The organism is Cupriavidus sp. 8B (assembly GCF_054589115.1).
The window spans coordinates 1-20,197 of sequence record NZ_BAAILO010000071.1; the positions used below are offsets into that span (position 1 = coordinate 1).

Here is a 20,197-nt window from a genome sequence, read left to right on the forward strand (position 1 = left end):
GGTGATGGTGGAGCAGAACTTCCGCTTTGCCGCGCCGCTGGCAGATCGCTTTTATGTGATGGAACACGGCACCATCGTCGAGCGCTTCGCGGCCGCGGAGCTGCAAGCCAGGATGCCGGTGCTGAACGCGTTGCTGGGGGTATGAGGACCGCTTTATGACGACACTGAATTTTCCCCTTTCCGCCTTGCTGTCCCAACTGCTGCTGGGGCTGGTCAACGGTGCTTTCTACGCGATGCTGAGCCTTGGCCTTGCGGTCATCTTCGGGCTGCTCAACGTCATCAACTTCGCCCACGGGGCGCTGTTCATGCTCGGCGCTGTGCTGGCCTGGTTGGGCATGGAGTACGCCGGGCTAAACTACTGGGTGATGCTGGTGCTGTCGCCGCTGGCGGTGGCGCTGATCGGCATCGTGATCGAGCGCACCATGCTGCGCTGGATCTACAAGCTCGACCATATCTACGGCCTGCTGCTGACGCTGGGCATCACGCTGGTGATAGAAGGCATCTTCCGCTCGGTGTACGGCGTGTCCGGGCTGCCGTACTCCGCGCCGCAGGCGCTGGGCGGCGCCACCAACCTGGGCTTCATGATGCTGCCCAACTACCGCGCCTGGGTGGTGGCTGCCTCGCTGACGGTGTGCTTCTCCACCTGGTACCTGATCGAGAGGACCAAGCTGGGCGCCTACCTGCGCGCCGGCACGGAGAACCCCAAGATGGTTGAGGCGTTCGGCGTCAACGTGCCGCTGATGGTGACGCTGACCTATGGCTTCGGCGTGGCGCTGGCGGCGTTTGCTGGCGTGCTGGCGGCGCCGGTAATGCAGGTCTCGCCGCTGATGGGGCAGAACCTGATCATCATCGTGTTTGCGGTAGTGGTGATCGGCGGGATGGGATCCATCATGGGCTCGATCCTGACCGGCCTTGGCCTGGGCGTGATCGAGGGCTTGACCAAGATGTTTTACCCCGAGGCCTCGGCCACGGTGGTGTTCCTCATCATGGCGATCGTGTTGATGCTGCGCCCGTCGGGGCTGTTTGGAAGGAGTCAATAATGGGGCAGTCAACCAGGAAACTGGGGTACGGATTGCTGCTGGCAGCGCTGGTGCTGGCGCCGATGGCCGGGGCGTATCCGGTGTTTGTGCTCAAGGTGCTGTGCTTCGCGCTGTTCGCGTGCGCGTTCAATCTGCTGGTCGGGTATACCGGGCTGCTGTCGTTCGGGCATGCGGCCTTCTTCGGCGGCGCGGGCTATGCAGCGGGCCATGCCATGAAAGTATGGGGCGTCACGCCGGAAGCGGGCATGGTGCTGGGGACGCTGGCCGGCGGCCTGGCCGGCTATGTGGTGGGGTCGCTGGCGATCCGCCGCCAGGGCATCTATTTCTCGATGATCACGCTGGCATTGGCGCAGATGCTGCTCTTTGTCTGCCTGCAGGCGCCAGCCACGGGCGGCGAGGATGGCCTGCAGGCGATTCCGCGCGGCAAGCTGTTCGGCGTGCTGCCGCTGGCCGACGACCTGACGCTGTACTACGTGGCGCTGGTGGTCATCGTGGCGGCGTTCGCGCTGATCGTGCGCACGGTGCATTCTCCGTTCGGCCAGATCCTCAAGGCCATCAAGGAGAACGAGCCGCGCACCATCTCGCTGGGCTACGACACCGACCGCTACAAGCTGATGGCGTTCGTGCTCTCCGCCTCGCTGTCCGGGCTGGCCGGGTCGATCAAGGCGCTGGTGCTGGGCTTTGCCACGCTGACCGACGTGCACTGGTCGATGTCGGGCTCAGTGATCCTGATGACGCTGGTGGGTGGGCTGGGCACGCTGTCCGGCCCGCTGGTCGGCGCCTTCGTGGTGGTCGCGCTGGAAACCCGGCTGGGCGCCATCGGCAATTTCCTGGCTTCCGCCACGGGCATTGCATGGTTTGGCTCGCTGGGCGAGTCGGTGACCATGGTAACGGGCGTCATCTTTGTTGCCTGCGTCCTGCTGTTCCGCCGGGGCCTTGTGGGCCAGCTTGAATTGCTGGCCGGCCGCCAGGTCTTTAGCCGAAGGCTGCGCGCGCCGCGCGCGGCCCCCCGCCTGAAGCCGGACTAGCAACGCGCCGCCACCAAGCTCACAACCCCTTCGGCAACAAAGCCGCCAGCGCTTCGCGCATGGCCCGCGCAATCAGATGCTGCCGCTCGCGCGGCATGCGGGCCAGCGTCGAAGCCACGCTGATGCCCGCCACCGGCTCGCCGTCGGCGCTATGCACCGCCATGCCCACGGCTAGCACGCCGCTGGTGGCGTGATTGCCGATCACGGACCAGCCGCGCTCGCGCGTGGCCCGCACCAGGATGTTCATGCGCTCGGGCGTCATGCCGCCATAGTGGCTAAGCGCCGCGGCATTGGCGGCGATGCATTGCGCCACGTCGTCTTCCGGCAGCGCTGCCAGCAGGGCCAGCCCGGCGGCGCCGACGCCCAGCGGCTGGCGCGTGCCGACCTGGATGACGAGGATCTGCACCGGGTGGGTCCCCACATGGCGCGCGATGCAGTGCGAGATCGCGCCTTCGCGCACGATGGCGAAGGCGGCATCCCCGCAGGCGGCACTCACCCGTGCCAGCACGGGCTGTAGCCGCGCCGCCAGCCCATCGGTGGCATGCGGCTGCGCCAGCGCCGCCAGGCGCGGCCCCGCCACATAGCGAAAGCGTCCGCGCTGGGCCACGTAGCCGCTCTCCATCAAGGTAGCCAGCAGCCGGTAGACCGTGGCGCGCTCCAGCGCGGCGATGCGGCACAGGTCGACCACGCGCAGCCCTTCGCGGCCGCTGGCCAGCACCGCATCCAGCAATTGCAGGCCGCGCCGCAGCGTGCGGCTGCCGCCGTCTTCGGCGGGCTCGGTGGCGTCGGTGGCGTCGGGAAGGGGGCTGAGGGCTGCCTTGCCTTTGGAAGAAACGTCCGTCAGGCGGACGTTTTGACTGGCGGTGCGGGCAGGCATGGGGAAGAATTTCTCGGTCGATGGAAGCCACCCGCAGTATGCCGCAGCGCGGCCAGAAGGGGGCTCGCGACGGCATTGCACCGCCAAACAGGAGACAAACCAATGACCTTGCACAACGCACCGCGCCGACGCCTGCTGGCGTTCGCGGCGGCCCTCAGCCTGGCCTGCGGCCTGGCGCTGCCCCTTCATGCCCAGCCCAACGCCCAGGCCGCCTGGCCCGCCAAGCCCATCAAGCTCGTGGTCGGCTACTCCGCCGGCGGCGCCACCGACGTGATCGCGCGCATCGTCGCCCTCAAGCTGGGCGAGCAGCTGGGCCAGCCGGTGGTGGTGGACAACCGGGCGGGCGCCAACAGCAATGTGGGCGCCGAAGTGGTGGCCAAGTCCGCGCCCGATGGCTACACGCTCTATGTCTACACCATTGCCAACACCATCAACGCGTCGCTGTACGACAAGCTGGGCTACGACCCGCAAAAGGATTTCGAGCCGATCGGGCTGATCGCCAGGATCCCCAACATCCTGGTGGTGAACCCGAAGCTGCCGGTGAAAACCCTGGCCGACTACATCCGCTTTGCCAAGGCGTCGCAGGACGGCATCACCTTTGCCTCGTCGGGCAGCGGCTCGTCCATCCACCTGTCGGGCGAGATGTTCAAGATGCAGGCCCGGCTGAACATGCTGCACATCCCGTATCGCGGCAGTGCGCCGGCGGTGACCGACCTGCTGGGCGGGCAGGTGCAATCGATGTTCGACAACACGCCGTCGGCGCTGCCGCACGTGAAGGCGGGGCGGCTGCGCGCCATCGCCATCACCAGCGCCCAGCGCTCGCCGCTGCTGCCGGAGGTGCCGACCGTTGCCGAGTCAGGCTTTCCCGGCTTTGACGTGCAATCGTGGTTCAGCCTGGCCGCGCCCGCCGGCACGCCGCGGCCGGTGATCGACCGCCTGAACGCCGCCCTCAACAAGGTGCTGGCCGCACCTGACGTGCACCAGCGCCTGCAGGACCTGGCGGCCACCCCAGAACCCGGCACGCCTGAGCAATTGCGCCGCCTGATCGCGACGGAAACCAAGCGCTGGCACGACGTGGTGAAACAGTCCGGCGCCAAGGCCGAGTAAGGAATCAGGAACAAGAGACAAGGAGCGTTGCCCACTATGTACCCGATCGACTTCTTCTGGCGCGCCGCGGCGCGCTGGCCCGGCAACATCGCCATCGATGCCCCCGAAGGCGCCATCCGCTACGACGCGCTGGCCAGCCAGGTGGCCGCGCTGGCCACGGCGCTCGATGCGCTCGACAACACCCTGCAGAGCCGCGTCGGCATTTGCGCCAGGAACAGTGCCGAGCACATCGTCGCGATCCTCGCGGTGCTGGCCTGCGGCAAGGTCTGGGTGCCGCTGAATCCAAAAAGCACCCGGCCGGAAATCCGCCGCATCATCGACGCTACGGAGCCCTCCATCCTGGTGCTCGATGTGGCCTGCGCCGACTTGCTGGACGGCGCCTGCGGGGCGCGCATCTACAGCGGCTTGCCGCCGCCGGGGGAGATGTCGGTGGCGGCGCTGATCGCGCAGCATGCCGGCGCAGCGCGCCCGGCCTTTGCGCTGCCGGAGGACGCCACGCAGGCGATCAAGTTCACCGGCGGCACCACCGGCGCGCCCAAGGGCGTGATGCAGCCGTACCGCGCCTGGATGACCAACGTTTCCAACCAGATCCACGCCTGGGGCTTCCACGAGCACGAGCGCTATATCGTGGCCGCGCCGATCACGCATGGCACGTCAACCTACCTGCTGCCCATCCTGGCGCAGGGCGGCTGCCACGTGGTGCTGGCCGAGGCCGGCGCCGAGGCCGTGCGCGCGGCGTTTCGCGAGCGCGGCGGCACCGTGTGTTTCATGCCGCCCACGCTGGTCTACATGCTGATGGCGCTGCCCGGCGCCTCGCGCGCGGACTTCCCGCACCTGCGTCGCCTGATCTACGGCGGGGCGCCCATGCCACCCGAGAAGATCCGCGAGGTGCGCGACTTTTTCGGCCCCGTGCTGGGCACCACCTACGGGCAGACCGAGGCACCGCAAAGCCTGACCGTGATGCGCCCCGCGGATTTCGATGACGAGCGCAACTGGGCCGCCGTGGGCCTGCCCACCTGGTTCAGCGACGTGGCCATCATGGCCCCCGACGGCCGCCTGCTGCCCCCGGGCGAGGTTGGCGAGGTGGTCGCGCGCGGCGACCTGGTGATGAGCGGCTACTGGCGCCTGCCGGAGAAAACCGCCGAGACGCTGGTCGACGGCTGGCTGCACACGGGCGACCGCGGCCTGATCGATGAGCGCGGCTACCTGTACCTCAAGGACCGGCTCAAGGACATGGTCATCACCGGCGGCTTCAACGTCTATCCGGTGGATGTGGAGAACGCGCTGGGCCAGCATCCGGCGGTGCACGAATGCACGGTGTTCGGCGTGCCCGACGAGAAATGGGGCGAAGCGGTGCAGGCCGCCGTGCAGCTGCGCCCCGGCCAGCATGCCACCGAAGTGGAGCTGATCGCCTTTGTGCGTGAGCGCCTGGGCCCCGTGCAAACGCCCAAGCGCATCCACTTCCACGCCAGCCTGCCGCGCTCCGCCGTGGGCAAGGTGCTCAAGACCGCCGTGCGCGACCGCGCCATCGCCCCTGACGCCTACAACACCGCCAACGAATCCACCGGGACCCAATCATGACCTCCTCCGCTGCCGCCAAGCCTGTTGCCTCCAAGCCTGTTACCCGCCTTTGCACCCATACCCTCACCAGCCTGCATTACCGCGACGCGGACCTGGTCAAGGACCTGATGGGCAAAAAGACCTTCACCGAGGTCATGCTCATGCAGATCCTGGGCCGCGAGCCACGCCCGGTGGACCTGCGCATCACAGACGTGGTGCTGATCGTGCTGATGGAGCACGGCCTCACGCCCAGCGCCATCGCCACGCGGCTGATCTACATGAGCGCGCCCGAGAACCTGCAGGGCGCCGTCTCCGCCGGCCTGCTGGCGGTTGGCAGCGCCTTCGTGGGCACCATGGAAAACTGCGCGCAGCTGCTCGACCGCATCGGCGCCGCCGCCGATCCCGATGCCGAGGCCATGGAGATCGCGCGCCACTACAAATCCATCAAGAGCCATGTACCCGGCTTTGGCCACCACCTGCATAAGCCGGTGGACCCGCGCGCCTGCAAGCTGCTGGAAATGGGGCGCGCCGAGCCCGACCTGGCCGGCGACAAGATCCGCGCGCTGGAGCGCCTGTCCAGGGCGGTGGATACCGTGGCCGGCCGGCCCATCACCATCAACGCTACCGGTGCCGTGGCCGCCTTGCTGGGCGAGCTGGGCGTGCCCACGGCCGTGATGCGCGGCTTTGCCGTGATTTCGCGCGCGGCCGGGCTGGTGGCGCACATCGTCGAAGAGCAGCAAAGCCCCTCCGGCCGCTTTATCTGGGACACCATCGAGCACGCGATTCCGTATGTGGGAGAGGGTGGGCATCAGCAAAAGGAGGGCGCCTGAGATGACAAGCACGTCGACCCCTGTTGAAAGCACGGCGAGCGCAGTACGCCCGCCCGCGCTGCCACTCGATCTTTCGGGCCGCACGGTCTTTGTCGCCGGCGCGGGCTCGGCGGGCCCGGGCTGGAGCATCGGCCGCGCGGCTAGCGTGACCTACGCGCGCCTGGGCGCGCAGGTCTGCGTGGTGGATCGGGACGCGGCATCGGCGCAGGAAACCACGGCGCTGATCCGGGCCGAAGGCGGCATCGCCGAGACCTTCACGGGCGACGTGTCGGTGGAGGCCGATGTGGTGCGCCTCTTTGCCGCGGCGCGCGAGCGCTTCGGCATGGTGGACGTGCTGCATCACAACGTAGGCATCGGCAAGACCGGCGGCCCGATGGAGACCACCGCGGACGACCTGGACCGCATCCACGCCGTCAACGTGCGCAGCCTGTTGCTGGCCAGCCAGCAGGTGCTGCCCGACATGGTGGCGCGCGGGCGCGGTGCCATCATCGCCATCTCGTCGGTGGCCGGCATGCGCTACGTGGGATACCCGCACCTGGCCTACAGCGTGACCAAGGCCGCCGTGGCGCACTTCACGCGCATGCTGGCGCAGCAATACGCGCCGCATGGCGTGCGCGCCAACGCCGTGGTGCCGGGGCTGATCGACACGCCGCGCATCGCCACCACGGTGGCGAAGATGTTCTCCGGCACCAGCCTGGACGAGGCGCGGCAGGCACGCGCCGCGCAAGTCCCCATGGGCCGCATGGGCAGCGCGTGGAATGTGGCGCACGCCTGCGCCTTCCTGGCGTCGGACGCGGCGGCCTATGTTACCGGCACCGAACTGGTGGTGGACGGCGGCATCACGGGCAAGTTTGTGTAACGCGCAAACCGGCCTGAGCGGGGCTTGACTGGCCAAGGACCAGTAAAATAGCCGGCTAAGGTGGGTTTTCAAAGGCGGCAGGTGGCTCAACGACAACAGGGTTTTCTTCTGACTCGACACTGGCGGGATACGGCTGCCGGCACGGAGGTCGAGTTCTGGCTGGCAACCGACAGCGGCCCGCAGCTCCTGCGCCTGGCGCATCAGCCCTCCGTGGCCTTCATCCCGGCCGAGCAGCGCGAAGCCGCCGAGGCGGTCTTGCGCGGCGAGCGCAATGTGGAGTTGCGCGAACTCCCCTTGGCCGATTTCCATCGCCGCCCGGTGCTGGGCCTCTACTGCCAGCACTATCGCCAACTCTCCAAGCTGGAAAAACTGCTGAAGGAAGCCGGCGTCAGCGTCTATGAGGCCGACATCCGCCCGCCGGAACGCTACCTGATGGAGCGCTTCATCACCGCCCCTGTCTGGTTTGCCGGCGAGCCCAACGCGGCTGACGACAAGGGCCCCCTCCTCAACTGCCAGATGAAGCCGGGCCCGGCGTATCGGCCGCGGCTGAAGCTGGTCTCGCTGGATATCGAGACCACCGCCCACGGCGACCTGTACTCCATCGCGCTGGAAGGCTGCGGCCAGCGCCAGGTGTATATGCTCGGCCCGCCGAATGGCGACGACAGCCCGCTCGACTTTGACCTGGAGTACTGCGCCAGCCACCCGCTGATGCTGCAAAAGCTGAACCAATGGCTGGCGCAGCACGATCCCGATGCCATCATCGGCTGGAACGTGGTGCAGTTCGATCTGCGCGTGCTGCAGAAGCACGCGGATCGCTATCAGGTCCCGCTGCTATTCGGCCGGGGCGGCAATGTGCTGGAGTGGCGCGAGCACGGCTTCAAGGAGAACCATTTCTTTGCCTCCGCCGCCGGCCGCCTGATCATCGACGGCATTGAGGCGCTGCGGTCCGCTACCTGGAATTTCCCGTCCTTCAGCCTGGAGAGCGTGGCGCAGGCCCTGCTCGGCGAGGGCAAGTCCATCGACAACCCGTATCAGCGGATGGCGGAGATCGACCGCCGCTTCGCGGAAGATAAACCGGCCCTGGCCCGCTACAACCTCAAGGACTGCGAACTGGTCACCCGGATCTTTGCCAAGACCGAGTTGCTGACCTTCCTGCTGGAGCGGGCCGCCGTCACGGGCTTGCCCGCGGACCGCAGCGGCGGCAGCGTGGCTGCGTTTTCGCACCTGTACATGCCGTTGATGCATCGGCAGGGCTACGTGGCGCCGAACCTGGGCGAGGTGCCGGAGGGGGCCAGCCCGGGTGGCTTTGTCATGGATTCGCAGCCCGGGCTGTACGATTCGGTGCTGGTGCTGGACTACAAGAGCCTGTACCCATCCATCATCCGTACCTTCCTGATCGATCCGCTCGGGCTGGTGGAGGGACTACGGGATCCGTCCGACGAGAGCTCGGTGCCGGGTTTTCGCGGCGCGCGCTTCTCGCGCACCCGGCATTGCCTGCCGGCCATCGTCGAGCAGATCTGGCAAGGCCGGGAAGCCGCCAAGCGCGAGGGGAACAAGCCCTTGTCGCAGGCCCTGAAGATCATCATGAATGCGTTCTATGGGGTGCTAGGGTCGAGCGTCTGCCGCTTTTTCGACCCCCGCCTGGCGTCGTCGATCACCATGCGCGGCCACGAGATCATGCACCGCACGCGCGAGCTGATCGAGGCGCAGGGCTACCAGGTCATCTATGGCGATACCGACTCCACCTTCGTCTGGCTGAAGCGGCCGCACGCCGAAGCGGACGCCGACAGGATCGGCCGCGCGCTCGTCCAGCACGTGAACCAGTGGTGGCGGCAGCATCTGCAGCAGCAGTACGGGCTGGAGAGCGCGCTGGAGCTGCAGTACGAGACCCACTACCGCCGCTTCCTGATGCCCACCGTGCGCGGCGCCGAGCAGGGCAGCAAGAAGCGCTACGCGGGGCTGGTCGCCAAGGCGGATGGCAGCGAGGAGATGGTCTACAAGGGCCTGGAAACGGTGCGCACCGACTGGACGCCGCTGGCCCAGCAGTTCCAGCAGGAGCTCTATCAGCGCGTGTTCAAGAAGCAGCCGTACCGGGAGTACGTGCAGGACTATGTCCGCCGCACCATGAACGGCGAGTTCGACGCGCAGCTGGTCTACCGCAAACGCCTGCGCCGGACACTCGAAGACTATCAGCGCAACGTGCCGCCGCACGTGCGCGCGGCGCGCATCGCCGATGAGTTCAACCGCAAGGAAGGCCGTCCGCTGCAGTACCAGAACGGCGGCTGGATCAGCTATGTGATGACCGTGGCTGGCCCGGAGCCGCTGGAAACCCGGTGTTCGCCCATCGACTATGACCACTATCTCACGCGCCAGCTGCAGCCGGTGGCCGACGCCATCCTGCCCTTCCTGGACGATGCGTTCGAGACGCTGGTGACGGGGCAGAAAGCCTTGTTCTGACGGGCGTCAGGCCAAACGTCTGGCATCGATGCGCGGCAGCACCCGCGCCAGCGTGATGCCGCGCGCGGCCATGAACAGCAGCAGCGCCGCCCATAAGCCATCGTTGCCGAACGGGCCGGCCAGCGCGAGTGCCGCCGCCATGAACGCCGCGAACGACAAGGCCATCGAATGCATCAGTTCGCGCGTGCGGGTGGCGCCGATAAACACGCCATCCAGCAGGAAGCCCCACACGGAGACCAGCGGCAGTGCAACGGCCCACGGCAGGTAGCGCACGGCCGCGTCGTGGACGGCCCGCTGGTCGGTCAGGCAGGCGATGATCCATTCGCCTGCGCTGGCATACACCAGGGAAAAGCACAGTGCGCCCACCGCGGCCCAGATCATCGTGACCCGGACCGCGCGACGGAATGCATGCCGGTCCCGGGTGCCGATGGCGGCGCCCACCAGCGCCTCGGCCGCATGCGCGAAGCCATCGAGCGCGTAGGCCATGAAGGTCTGGAAGTTGAGCAGCAGCGCGTTGGCCGCCAGGATCACGTCGCCCTGCTTGGCGCCCGCATGGGCGAACCAGCCGAAGCTGGCCACCAGGCACAGCGTGCGGATGAAGATATCGCGGTTGAGCGCGACCAGCCGCTTGAGTTCGTGCGCGTCGGCAACCACATCCCAGCGCAGGGGAGGCAGCCCGTGGGGGCGCAGCCGCCAAAGCAGGGCGGCGCCCAGCACGAAGCCGCACGCATCGGCGGTGGCGGTAGCGGCGCCGATCCCCGCGATGCCCCAGTCGAACACGTAGACATAGAGCAGCACCGCGCCAATGTTCACCGCGTTGATGAACAGCTGGGTGAGCAGGCCAAGCCGCACGTGCTGGCAGCCCAGCAGGTAGCCCAGCACCACGTAGTTGCACAAGGCAAAAGGCGCCGCCCAGATCCGCGCATGGCTGTAGACGCGCGCGTGGTGCTGGAGCGTGTCGCTGCCGCCGATCAGGCCCAGCGCCCCGTGGATCAGCGGCATCTGCACGGCCAGCACGCCGAGCCCGATGACGGTGGCCAGCAGCAGGGCGCGTACCAGCGTGGCGCGCAACGCCGCACCGTCCCGGGCGCCGTACGCTTGCGCGACGAGGCCGGTGGTACCCATGCGCAGGAAACCGAAGCCCCAGAACACAAAGCTGAAGAACAGGCCGCCGGCGGCCACACCGCCCAGGTAGGCCGGATCCGGCAGGTGGCCGGCCACGGCGGTATCGACCGCGCCCAGGATCGGCTGGGTCAGGTTGGCGAGGATGATCGGGAATGCCAGCGCCAGCACGCGGCGATGCCAGCCGGAGGTGGGGAGGGCCGGCGATGTGCTGGAAGCGCTGCTGCTGGCGGGTGAAGCGGGTGAAGCGGGCGAAGCGGGACTATCGGCGTCGGGCACGTTGTGCAGCGGGGGCTGGTTGTGTGGAATCGACCGACATTATGGTCGATCCGCCGCACCGTTGCCTCGCCGGGGATCAGAAGCGATGGCGCACGCCCACGCCGTACGTGTCGGCATGCGACTGCGCGGTCAGCTTGTCGTAGAAGTACGCCGCGTACACGTCCGTGCGCTTGGACAGGTTGTAGTCATAGGCTAGCGCGGTGGTGTTGCGGCGGAAATCCCCGACGTTGTTGCTGGTCTTGTCATAGGCGTACGAGACCAGCACATTGCCCGCGCCAACCGGCACCGATGCCCCCACCTGCCCGTTCCTGTGCTTGATGTCGCCGGGGGCGCCGCTGATATCCGACTTGATGTACTGGGCCTGGGCGAACAGCTTGACCAGCTTGAAGTCATAGCTGATGCCGCCCTGGACGGCGTTCTGCTTGTTGAAGCCGGCGAGCGCCGCGGGTGACGTCACGTCACCCGGAGTGGCATTGAACCTGGCCTGCTGGAAGGCCACGGTAGCGCCGAAGGGGCCATTGAAGTAGGTGAGGTTGCCGCCCCATTTGTTCTGGCCGTTGCTGCCGGGCTGCTCGCCGAAGGCGTAGATCAGGTTCACGGTCAGCCCGCCGAGCGTCGGCGTGGAGTAGACCACGGAGTTGCTCCAGCCCGAGTCGCCGATGATGCCCGGGTCGTAGACCGCGCCGCTCGTTGCGGTCTTGTAGGTGTGGTAGATGGACGGCCCGAAGTTGTAGGAGTCCACCAGCGGGTTGAACAGGATCGTGGAGAGGAAGTAGGGCGTGGTGTTGCGCCCCAGCTTGACGGTGCCGTAAGCGTTGCTCTGCAGGCCGACGAAGGCGTTGCGCGTGAACATGGCGTCGGTGTCCGAGCGCCCCGATTTGCCCACGTCGGCGCGCAGGAACCCGTTGAGGTCGAAGATCGCCTTCAGCCCGTTGCCCAGGTCCTCGGCGCCCTTGATGCCCCAGTACGACGTCTGCATGCCGCCGGCGCCCACCACGTAGGCGCGGTCGCCGCCCGCCGCGCGCGTGCTGCCGACAAACGAGTCGACCTGCCCGTAGAGCGTGACGCTGGATTGCGCCAGCGCGGCGCCGCTGGCGCAGGCTGCGCCCAGGAACGCCAGCGCAAGCGTGGCTTTGCTTGTTTGCTGCATCGTGATCTCCTTCTCAGTCGTTGTGGTTTTTGTTAGCGTTGCGTCCCGCTGGCCCCGATGCCGCCGTGGTCCCGCGACCATCTGGCCGGGTCTTCCAGGAAGCGCTGCAGTTCGTCCAGGCTGCGGCTGTCCACGCCGCCGGCGGCACGCGCGGCTTGCAGGATGTCCTGCCAGTTCGCGAGGGCATGCACCTTGGCCTGCCAGGGGGCGAGCACGCTTTCGGTGGGGAACGTGCCGTAGTCGAACACCACGAAGATGTCCGTCACCACCGCGCCGGCCGCGGCCAGCGCCTCGCAGAAGATCCGCTTGGAGCGCGCAGCGGCCATCATGTCGTCCACCAGCAGCACGCGGTCGCCGGCGTTGACGACGCCCTCGATCTGCGCGGCCGGGCCCAGCCCTTTGGCCTCCTTGCGCACATAGAGCAGCGGGAGCGCCAGGGCGTCGGCCATCCACGCGCCAAACGCGATGCCGCTCGATTCGGCGCCTACCACGGCATCGATGCCGTCGAGTCGGTTCCGCTGCCGCAGCAGTGCCAGGCCGCGCTCGATCAGCGCCTTTCGCAGCAGCGCAAACGAGATCAGCCGGCGGCAGTCGATATAGACCGGGCTGGCCCAGCCGGAGGGCAGCCGGAACGGCTCGTCCGTGCGGAACTTCACGCAGCCGGCATCCAGCAGGGCCTGGCCCACCGACGACGACAGGTCCAGTTGAGTGCGTAGTTGAGACATACAGTGCTCCAGTGCTTGTGCTTGTGCTTCGCCGCGACACGTATCAGCAGGGCGGCGAGGGGGGTCCATGCGCCGGCTCAAGCCAGCTTCCAGCCAAGTTCTTCGCCCGCAAGGAAGGGGTGGATTGCCTTGCCGTCCGGCAGCGGGATCGATTCGGCCACGCGGTGGCGTTCCCGCCGGAGCGTGACCGTGCCCTCGTTCAGCGGCAGGCCATAGAAGCGGCTGCCGTTCTCGCTGGCGAAGGCAGCAAACCGGTCCAGCGCGCCTTCTTCGTCAAAGACCGTGAGATAGGCCTCGAGCGCGTTTGGCGCGCTGAAGATGCCGGCGCAGCCGCAGGCCGCTTCCTTGGCCGTGCGATCGTGCGGTGCGGAGTCCGTGCCCAGGAAAAACGCGGGCGAGCCGGAGGTGGCGGCGCGGCGCAATGCCAGCCGGTGCCGCTCGCGCTTGAGCACGGGCAGGCAGTAGAAATGCGGGCGGATGCCGCCGGTGAACATGGCATTGCGGTTGAACATCAGGTGCTGCGGCGTGATGGTGGCGGCAAGCCGGCCGCTGGAGTCCCGGCCGACAAAGTCCGCCGCCTGCTCGGTGGTGATGTGCTCCAGCACCACCTTGAGCCGTGGGAAGCGTGCCAGCAGCGGCTTGAGCGTCCGCTCGATGAACGTGGCTTCGCGATCGAATACGTCCACGGCCGGATCGGTGCTCTCGCCGTGGATCAGCAGCGGCATGCCGATTTCCTGCATGGTTTCGAGCACGCCGGCCACTTTGTCGAGCGCGGTCACGCCGTACTCGGAATGCGTGGTGGCGCCGGCCGGGTACAGCTTCACGGCCGTAAACACGCCCTCGCTGAACCCGCGCCGCACTTCGTCGGGCGGCGTTGCATCGCAGAGGTAGCAGGCCATCAGCGGGACAAAGCGCGCACCTGGCGGCAGCGCCGCGAGTATCCGCTCCCGGTAGGCGTGCGCCGCGTCGACGGTGGTGACGGGCGGCCTGAGATTCGGCATGACGAGGGCGCGCGCAAACTGCCGCGCCGTGTGGGGCAGGACGGCGCGCAGCGTATCGCCGTCGCGCAGGTGCAGGTGCCAGTCGGCCGGCCGGGGCAGGGTGAGGCTTTGCGTCATGGTCGTGTCTCCTGTCGGCGCGGCTCAGAGGCTGGCGATGGTGTCGTCCAGCACCTGCACGCCAAGCAGGAAATCGTCGATGTCCATCGCCTCGTCCGGATTGTGCGAGCCGTGCTCGTTGCGCACGAACAGCATGCCGGTGGGGATGCCGGCGTTGGCAAACAGCGATGCATCGTGGCCGGCGCCGCTCGGTACCTGCTCAACCGGGAGGTCCCGTTGCCGGCATGCCTGCGCCAGCAGCTCGCAGAGCCTGCCGTCCATGGTGGCCGGGGCCGACTCGATGCGGCGGTCGAACTCGAACCGCACGCCGCGGTCGCGGGAGATCACCTTGCATTCCGTGCGCAGCAGCTGATAGAAGCCTTCCAGCGTCTCCACGCTCTTGCTGCGCGCCTCGAAGCTAAAGTTCACCATGCCGGGGATGCGCGAGATCGAGTGTTCCTCCCGGCTGGTGCTGACCACGCCGGTGGTGACGACCAGATCGATGCCGCGCTCCAGCAGCACGCGCCAGTGCTCATCCAGTCGCGTGATCAGGTCGGCCACGGCAAACATGGCGTCCTTGCGCAGCCACCTTGGCACCGCGCCGGAGTGGCCGGCCTCGCCGATGCAGCGGATCCGGTTATGGCGCACATTGCCGCGGATGCCGGGCACCACCGCGACAGGCAAGCCGCGCGCGACCATCACCGGGCCTTGCTCGATATGCAACTCCAGGTAGGCGTGCACCTGCGCCTTGTCGAGCAGCAGCGCCTGCGTGCGGATCGCCTCGACATCGGCGCCGGCTGCCGCCATACAGGCCGCCAGCGATTCGCCGGAATGCCGATGCGGCAGTGCCAGGTCGTCAGCCGAGAGCTTGCCCAGCAGGGCGCTTGAGCCCATGTACGCCTTGCCGAACCAGGCGCTTTCCTCGCCCCGGAAGCCGACCACCTGCAGCGGCACGCGCGAGCGCTGGCCGCTGCACTGTTGCCGGAGCTGGCACAGCAGGCCGGCGACGATCCCCGCCAGGCCGTCGAAGTTGCCGCCTTGCGGGACGGAGTCCAGGTGGGAGCCCACCCACGTGGCCGGCGCGCCAGCGTCGGCTTGCGGCAGGCGGAAGACGAGGTTGGCGGCGCGGTCGGCCTGCGCTTCAAGGCCGTTGCGCAGCGCGAAGTCCCGCAGGTAGCCGGCCGCGGCCGTCTCGCCGGCGCCGTAACTGTCGCGGGTCACGCCAACGCCATCTGACGACAGTTCGCGTATGTCCTTGAAGAGCTGCTCGGCGACCGGCTTGAGTTCCAGAATTTCCATGACACGTTTGTTGATCGTTGCAGTGACGCGCCGGCGGCAGGCGCCGGCGCGAGCGGCTTTTTTGCGTGTGGCGCTCAGCCGGATTGCTGCGCAAAGCGCAGCCAGCGGTCGCTTAAGTGCGGGTCGAGCCGGACCTGGCCCACCAGCTCGCGCAGTGCTTCGGTGCCGGTCTCCTGGCAATAGTCCTGCAGTCCGTCGATGATCTTCTGCATGACGCCGGGATCGCGGAAGGACGCCGTGCCAACCTGGACCGCGGCGGCGCCGGCGAGCATGAACTCGACGGCATCCTCGGCGTTCTGAATCCCGCCGCAGCCGATGATGGGAATGCGCACGGCGCGATAGCACTGGTGCACCAGCCGCAGGGCAATCGGCTTGATGACCGGGCCGGACAGGCCGCCCATGACATTGCCCAGCTTGGGCTTGCGGGTGCGCACATCGATGGCCATGCCCAGCACGGTGTTGCCCATGACGATGGCGTCGGCGCCCGCGTCTTCCGCCGCGCGCGCCACGGCGGCAATGTTGCTGGCGTTGGGCGTGAGCTTGACCCAGAAGGGGTGGCGCGTACGCCGGCGGATGGCGCTGACCGCCTTGTAGGTGGTCTCGGGCAGCATGGCAAAGGCCATGCCGTCGGCTTCCAGGTTGGGACAGGAAATATTGGCCTCGATCGCGGCTACCTCGGGCAGGGACATCTGCTCGCACGCCAGGGCGAACTCCTGCGCGGTATCGGCGGAGATCGACACCACCACGGGCGTGTCGTAGCGGGTGTAGGGCGGCAGCACGCATTCGCGGTAGTAGTCGAGCCCCTTGCTCGGGATGCCGATGGAATTGAGCATGCCGCTATAGGTCTCGGCTACCCGCGGTGTGGGATTGCCGGCCCGGGACCTGGGGGAGACGCTCTTGATCACCAGCGCGCCAAGCCGGTTGAGGTCCAGCGCTTCGCGATACTCGATGGCGAAGCAGCCGGAGGCGGGCATGACTGGGTTGCGCAGCGTCAAGTCGCCAACCCGAACGGATAGATCAGCCAAACTCCACCTCCCCGACCACTTCGCGAATGGAAAACACGGGGCCTTCCCGGCAGACCCGCAGGAAATGCTTGTCGCCGTCGCAATCGAACAGCCGCACGCAAGACAGGCACACGCCCATGCCGCAGGCCATGCGCTGCTCCATGGCGACTTCGCCCACCACCTCGGGATAATCGGCCAGCACGCGCTGCAGCAGCATCAGCAGGCGGTGCGAGCCACAGGTGTAGACCGCATCCGGCCGCTGCTGCCCGATCAGGTTGCGCATCAGCACTTCCACGGCGTCCACGGACGAGGAGCCATCGGCATCGAACACGCTATGCACTTGCGCGTTGGCCCCGCGCAGGAACTCCTGCTCCATCAGGTCCTCGCGGGTGCGGGCCGACATCACCGCGGTGATGGCCACGCCGGCATCGGCCGCCTGCTGGATCAGCGGTGCCATGGTGGCCAGGCCCACGCCGCGCGCCACCACCAGGATCCGCTTGAAATCCGGCCTGAAGGTAAAGGTGTTGCCCAGCGGGCCCACGATCTCCATGTGGCCATCGACAGGCAGGCTGGCCATGGCCCGCGTGCCGACGCCGGTCACGTTGTAGAGGAACTCGATGCGGCCATCTTCCGGCCCCGCGCCATAGACGCTCATGGGGCGCAGCAGGAAAGGCTGTTCCGTTTCGGTGGCGGGGCAGCGGAGCTGGTAGAACTGCCCGGGCTTCGTGATGCGCGCAATCGGCGTATCCGCTTCCAGGCGGATGTGCCTGTAGCGCCGGTTGACCCAAGAATGTTCGACTACGCGGCAGCGATGGGACGCCACCGTGGCGGCGCTGTCCAGGCCGCACAAGGTTGCAGACATGATGACTCCTGATAAATGCGAGGCGAGGCGAGACGGGGCGATGCAATGCGGGGCGCTTATTCCAGCTCGAGGCCCTTGAGCTCGGGGATGAGGAAGATCGTGGCGATCATGTCCAGCACGTAGATGCTGGCCAGCAGGGCAATGGCCACCTGGAAGGAGTAGCTGGCGGCCAGCGCGCCGACCACGATGGGCCCGAAGCCGCCCACGCCACGCCCGATGTTAAACAGGACGTTCTGCGCGGTAGCGCGCGCCGCCGTGGGGTAGGCTTCCGAGATCAGCGCGCCGTAGCCGCCGATCATGCCGTTGACGAACATGCCCATGACCGCGCCGGCCCAGAGCATGGTGACGGGGTCCGACATTTGCGAATACGCAACCACCATCGCCACCGCGCCGGCCTGGAAGATCAGGAAGCTGGGCTTGCGGCCGATGCGGTCGGCCAGCTGGCCGAACAGGTAGACGCCAATCATCATCCCGACGATGGTGACCGAGGTCCACATGGCGGACTTGGTCAGCGAGAAACCCAGGGCTTTGGACAGATAGGTGGGCAGCCAGATCATGATGCCGTAGTAGCCAAAGTTCTGGACCGAGCACAGGATCACGATGCCGAGGCTGGTCCGCGTGGTGCGGCCATCGGCAACCAGCAGCTTGAACGCATTCGCTTTCTTCTTGTCCTGGGTTTCGGCATGGCGCACGAACACTTCCGGCTCATGCAGCTTGTTGCGCACGAACCAGGCCACCAGCGCCGGCACCACGCCCAGCAGGAACATGCCGCGCCAGCCGATATGCGGCAGCAGCAGCGGCGTCAGCAAAGACGCCAGCAGCACGCCGCTTTGCCAGCCGAGCGCCACGTACGAAGACACCCGCGCGCGCTTGCTGGCGGGCCAGGCCTCCGCGGCCAGCGCCATGCCGATGCCGAACTCGCCGCCCAGGCCGATGCCGGCGATGGTGCGGTAGGCCAGCAAATCCCAGAACCCCTGCGCGAACGCGCACAGGCCGGTGAAGACCGCAAACAGCACGATGGTCCAGGTGAGCACCCGCACCCGCCCGTAACGGTCGCTCAGCGCGCCGAAGACGATGCCGCCGGCAACTGCCCCGATCAGCGTCCACGTCACCAGCGCGCCGGACTGCCCGGTGCTCAGGGCGAGGGCCACGCTGATGGCCGGCAGCATGAAACCGAGGATGAGCAGGTCGAACCCGTCCATCGCGTAACCGATGGCTGAGCCGGCCAGCGCCTTCCAGGCGTAGGGCGAGGTCCGGTCGGGTTGTAGGGGTGGGGCGTCGGATGTGGGGGCCGATACGCGGGCGTTGGCTTCCATGGGGCGTTCCTTCCTCTGTGCCTTTGTTGAGCATGTGTGCTGGTCGGGCGGGCTTGGTCGTCGACGGGTAGCGCCTTTTGATTCACTTGCTATGCGGATTACCGGTGCTGTCAGCTGGCCCGGCTTAGGGGACGGCATCGACAACCTGGCTGTTGTCTCAATTTATAGACTGCATGGGCAAAAAATCGCCGGATGGGACTGACTGCAAGTAATAAGCTGCAAATCGTCTTTGCCATACGGGTTCCGTCTTGTTTTTTAGACTACGTGCAGGAAATCGCGTTTGCAAGGGATTTTTGAGGGGCTAGGGTAACCCCCGATCGTGGCCGGAAGGTGCCTGTCGGCCGTCCGTAGCGGACCTGGCGACACAATTGTCTAATTATTGAGAAGACTGAGGGCATTCCTGCCGTGGCACGCGCATTTGATAAACTTCGCCCCCATGAAAAAGCCAGCAACAACACGCAGCGACGCCCCGGTAAAGCGTGGCCAGTCCCAAGGCGGAACCACCAAGCCGGAAGGGCAATGGCACCACGGCGACCTGCGCGCTTCGCTGATCGCATGGGGTACCCACCTGCTCGATACCGAGGGGATCGCGGGCATGAGCATGCGCACGGCCGCCAAGCTGGCTGGCGTCTCGGCGGGCGCGCCGGCGCATCACTTCAAGGACAGGAACGGGCTGCTGGCCGCCATCGCGGCCCAGGCGTTTCGCGACCTGGTGGCGTATCGCCGCCAGCGCGTGGAAAAGACCGATCCCGCCGACGCCGCTGGCCGGCTGCGGGCAGTCATGCTCGGCTATGTGGAGTTCGCGCAGGCCCATCCGGCGCGGTTCCACCTGATGTTCGGGCCCGAGATCGCGGACCGGGAAGCGTATCCCGAGCTGATGGAGGCAGGCGCTGCATCGTTCCAGGTGCTGCGCAGCGCCATCGGGCCCGTACTGCAAGGCCCAAGCGTCGGCGCGCTCAGCGAGGAGCAGCTGGCGTTCTCCGTGTGGGCCGCCACCCACGGCCTGGCCACGCTGACCATCGACCGCCGCCGCGTGCCGATCGCTTCCACGCAGCAGCCCACGGCCGAGCAGCTGGCCGACATCGTCGTGCAGTTCTGCCTGGCGGCGTTGCGTGGATCGACAACGGCGCGCTAGAGTCCCGTTGCGGTGATTCGCTCACAAGAATCTACCGAGCTTGGTGAGGATTGAATCGGCGGAAGCAGTGTTATGGAATGCGGTTGCATTTTTGGTTTGATTTGGTTTAGTTTAGTGGCCCGCTGACGCCGGGTGTCTCTTGTGGGCTGAGTTTTGATGCTTCTAGCTGCTGGCGCGGCTGTACGGTGTTGCCGTTTTAGAACGTGTGAGATGTCACTTTTCTTTACTCGTAAAGAAAAGTAACCAAAAGAAAGCGATCCTTGCAGGAGGCTGGCGTGGCGTCATTGGGGACCCCAATGATTTCGTCGTACGGCCCCGGGTTTTAATTAACTCGTGCCGTTACCGATTTAAATGGCCACGATCCTGTTAATGACGCTGGTTTCGTGGTGACGCCCCCGGTAGTAGCATCCCAGCCCATTCGCCCATCTTCCGGTACCGGATCGGAGCATC

The 20,197-nt window shown here is 67.0% G+C and carries 17 protein-coding genes and 1 pseudogene; 9 read left to right on the forward strand and 9 right to left on the reverse strand.

Annotated features, from left to right (window positions below; translation table 11 throughout):
• The 3 genes and pseudogenes from ACYP5B_RS06820 to ACYP5B_RS06830 form a co-directional block, all read left to right on the forward strand.
• A pseudogene (locus tag ACYP5B_RS06820) lies at positions 1 to 145 on the forward strand (ABC transporter ATP-binding protein); the annotation flags it as partial.
• Between the two features lie 10 nt (positions 146 to 155).
• A complete protein-coding gene (locus tag ACYP5B_RS06825) occupies positions 156 to 1,040 on the forward strand; it encodes a branched-chain amino acid ABC transporter permease (RefSeq protein ID WP_400095995.1) in 885 nt (294 codons plus the stop codon).
• Entirely contained in the window at positions 1,040 to 2,068 is a 1,029-nt protein-coding gene (locus ACYP5B_RS06830; RefSeq protein WP_459569066.1) for a branched-chain amino acid ABC transporter permease, read from the forward strand. Before ACYP5B_RS06825 ends, ACYP5B_RS06830 begins: the two co-directional genes overlap by 1 nt.
• A gap of 19 nt (positions 2,069 to 2,087) precedes the next feature.
• On the opposite strand, the gene ACYP5B_RS06835 is transcribed toward ACYP5B_RS06830, so the two are convergent.
• Complete coding sequence (locus ACYP5B_RS06835) at positions 2,088 to 2,945, reverse strand: IclR family transcriptional regulator (protein ID WP_459569067.1); 858 nt, start codon at positions 2,943 to 2,945, stop codon at positions 2,088 to 2,090.
• A 102-nt stretch (positions 2,946 to 3,047) separates the two neighbouring features.
• Between ACYP5B_RS06835 and ACYP5B_RS06840 the strand changes: the two genes are divergently transcribed.
• From ACYP5B_RS06840 to ACYP5B_RS06860, 5 genes are all read left to right on the forward strand, one after another.
• Positions 3,048 to 4,052 carry a Bug family tripartite tricarboxylate transporter substrate binding protein gene (locus ACYP5B_RS06840; protein WP_459569068.1) on the forward strand — a complete coding sequence of 335 codons (1,005 nt, stop codon included), beginning with the start codon at positions 3,048 to 3,050 and terminating at the stop codon, positions 4,050 to 4,052.
• Between the two features lie 36 nt (positions 4,053 to 4,088).
• Positions 4,089 to 5,633 (forward strand): class I adenylate-forming enzyme family protein, encoded by a 1,545-nt coding sequence (locus tag ACYP5B_RS06845; RefSeq protein ID WP_459569069.1) that lies wholly within the window; start codon positions 4,089 to 4,091, stop codon positions 5,631 to 5,633.
• Positions 5,630 to 6,442: a citryl-CoA lyase gene (locus tag ACYP5B_RS06850; RefSeq protein ID WP_459569070.1), complete on the forward strand. Its 813-nt coding sequence runs from the start codon at positions 5,630 to 5,632 to the stop codon at positions 6,440 to 6,442. The genes ACYP5B_RS06845 and ACYP5B_RS06850 overlap by 4 nt, the downstream gene beginning before the upstream one ends.
• 1 nt (position 6,443) lies before the next feature.
• Complete coding sequence (locus tag ACYP5B_RS06855; RefSeq protein WP_459569071.1) at positions 6,444 to 7,301, forward strand: SDR family NAD(P)-dependent oxidoreductase; 858 nt, start codon at positions 6,444 to 6,446, stop codon at positions 7,299 to 7,301.
• Positions 7,302 to 7,382: 81 nt separating this feature from the next.
• The gene (locus tag ACYP5B_RS06860; protein ID WP_459569072.1) at positions 7,383 to 9,758 is read left to right on the forward strand and encodes a DNA polymerase II; all 2,376 of its coding nucleotides are present in this window, start codon (positions 7,383 to 7,385) and stop codon (positions 9,756 to 9,758) included.
• A 6-nt stretch (positions 9,759 to 9,764) separates the two neighbouring features.
• On the opposite strand, the gene ACYP5B_RS06865 is transcribed toward ACYP5B_RS06860, so the two are convergent.
• From ACYP5B_RS06865 to ACYP5B_RS06900, 8 genes are all read right to left on the reverse strand, one after another.
• Positions 9,765 to 11,159, reverse strand: a complete 1,395-nt coding sequence (locus ACYP5B_RS06865; RefSeq protein WP_459569073.1) for an MATE family efflux transporter — start codon at positions 11,157 to 11,159, stop codon at positions 9,765 to 9,767.
• A 76-nt stretch (positions 11,160 to 11,235) separates the two neighbouring features.
• Positions 11,236 to 12,309, reverse strand: coding sequence for a porin (locus ACYP5B_RS06870; protein WP_459569074.1), 1,074 nt, complete (start codon positions 12,307 to 12,309; stop codon positions 11,236 to 11,238).
• 32 nt (positions 12,310 to 12,341) lie between these two features.
• Entirely contained in the window at positions 12,342 to 13,034 is a 693-nt protein-coding gene (locus ACYP5B_RS06875; protein ID WP_459569075.1) for an orotate phosphoribosyltransferase, read from the reverse strand.
• A 77-nt stretch (positions 13,035 to 13,111) separates the two neighbouring features.
• Positions 13,112 to 14,152 (reverse strand): dihydroorotase, encoded by a 1,041-nt coding sequence (gene pyrC, locus ACYP5B_RS06880; RefSeq protein ID WP_459569076.1) that lies wholly within the window; start codon positions 14,150 to 14,152, stop codon positions 13,112 to 13,114.
• A gap of 24 nt (positions 14,153 to 14,176) precedes the next feature.
• Entirely contained in the window at positions 14,177 to 15,430 is a 1,254-nt protein-coding gene (locus tag ACYP5B_RS06885; RefSeq protein WP_459569077.1) for a hydantoinase/carbamoylase family amidase, read from the reverse strand.
• A 74-nt stretch (positions 15,431 to 15,504) separates the two neighbouring features.
• Entirely contained in the window at positions 15,505 to 16,455 is a 951-nt protein-coding gene (locus ACYP5B_RS06890) for a dihydroorotate dehydrogenase (protein ID WP_459569078.1), read from the reverse strand.
• A complete protein-coding gene (locus ACYP5B_RS06895) occupies positions 16,448 to 17,296 on the reverse strand; it encodes a dihydroorotate dehydrogenase electron transfer subunit (RefSeq protein WP_459569079.1) in 849 nt (282 codons plus the stop codon). The genes ACYP5B_RS06890 and ACYP5B_RS06895 overlap by 8 nt, the downstream gene beginning before the upstream one ends.
• Before the next feature lie 56 nt (positions 17,297 to 17,352).
• Positions 17,353 to 18,612, reverse strand: a complete 1,260-nt coding sequence (locus ACYP5B_RS06900; protein WP_459569080.1) for an MFS transporter — start codon at positions 18,610 to 18,612, stop codon at positions 17,353 to 17,355.
• A 436-nt stretch (positions 18,613 to 19,048) separates the two neighbouring features.
• Here ACYP5B_RS06900 and ACYP5B_RS06905 point away from each other — a divergent pair, with 436 nt between their 5' ends.
• A complete protein-coding gene (locus ACYP5B_RS06905; protein WP_400095979.1) occupies positions 19,049 to 19,747 on the forward strand; it encodes a TetR/AcrR family transcriptional regulator in 699 nt (232 codons plus the stop codon).
• Positions 19,748 to 20,197: the final 450 nt, after the last annotated feature.

Coding starts and splice junctions, on each gene's coding strand:
- ACYP5B_RS06835 (WP_459569067.1), bottom strand. CDS start 2,945: ATGCCTGCCCGCACCGCCAGTCAAAACGTCCGCCTGACGGACGTTTCT.
- ACYP5B_RS06885 (WP_459569077.1), bottom strand. CDS start 15,430: ATGGAAATTCTGGAACTCAAGCCGGTCGCCGAGCAGCTCTTCAAGGAC.
- ACYP5B_RS06845 (WP_459569069.1), top strand. CDS start 4,089: ATGTACCCGATCGACTTCTTCTGGCGCGCCGCGGCGCGCTGGCCCGGC.
- pyrC (WP_459569076.1), bottom strand. CDS start 14,152: ATGACGCAAAGCCTCACCCTGCCCCGGCCGGCCGACTGGCACCTGCAC.
- ACYP5B_RS06905 (WP_400095979.1), top strand. CDS start 19,049: ATGAAAAAGCCAGCAACAACACGCAGCGACGCCCCGGTAAAGCGTGGC.
- ACYP5B_RS06870 (WP_459569074.1), bottom strand. CDS start 12,309: ATGCAGCAAACAAGCAAAGCCACGCTTGCGCTGGCGTTCCTGGGCGCA.
- ACYP5B_RS06840 (WP_459569068.1), top strand. CDS start 3,048: ATGACCTTGCACAACGCACCGCGCCGACGCCTGCTGGCGTTCGCGGCG.
- ACYP5B_RS06895 (WP_459569079.1), bottom strand. CDS start 17,296: ATGTCTGCAACCTTGTGCGGCCTGGACAGCGCCGCCACGGTGGCGTCC.
- ACYP5B_RS06850 (WP_459569070.1), top strand. CDS start 5,630: ATGACCTCCTCCGCTGCCGCCAAGCCTGTTGCCTCCAAGCCTGTTACC.
- ACYP5B_RS06830 (WP_459569066.1), top strand. CDS start 1,040: ATGGGGCAGTCAACCAGGAAACTGGGGTACGGATTGCTGCTGGCAGCG.
- ACYP5B_RS06900 (WP_459569080.1), bottom strand. CDS start 18,612: ATGGAAGCCAACGCCCGCGTATCGGCCCCCACATCCGACGCCCCACCC.
- ACYP5B_RS06855 (WP_459569071.1), top strand. CDS start 6,444: ATGACAAGCACGTCGACCCCTGTTGAAAGCACGGCGAGCGCAGTACGC.
- ACYP5B_RS06875 (WP_459569075.1), bottom strand. CDS start 13,034: ATGTCTCAACTACGCACTCAACTGGACCTGTCGTCGTCGGTGGGCCAG.
- ACYP5B_RS06825 (WP_400095995.1), top strand. CDS start 156: ATGACGACACTGAATTTTCCCCTTTCCGCCTTGCTGTCCCAACTGCTG.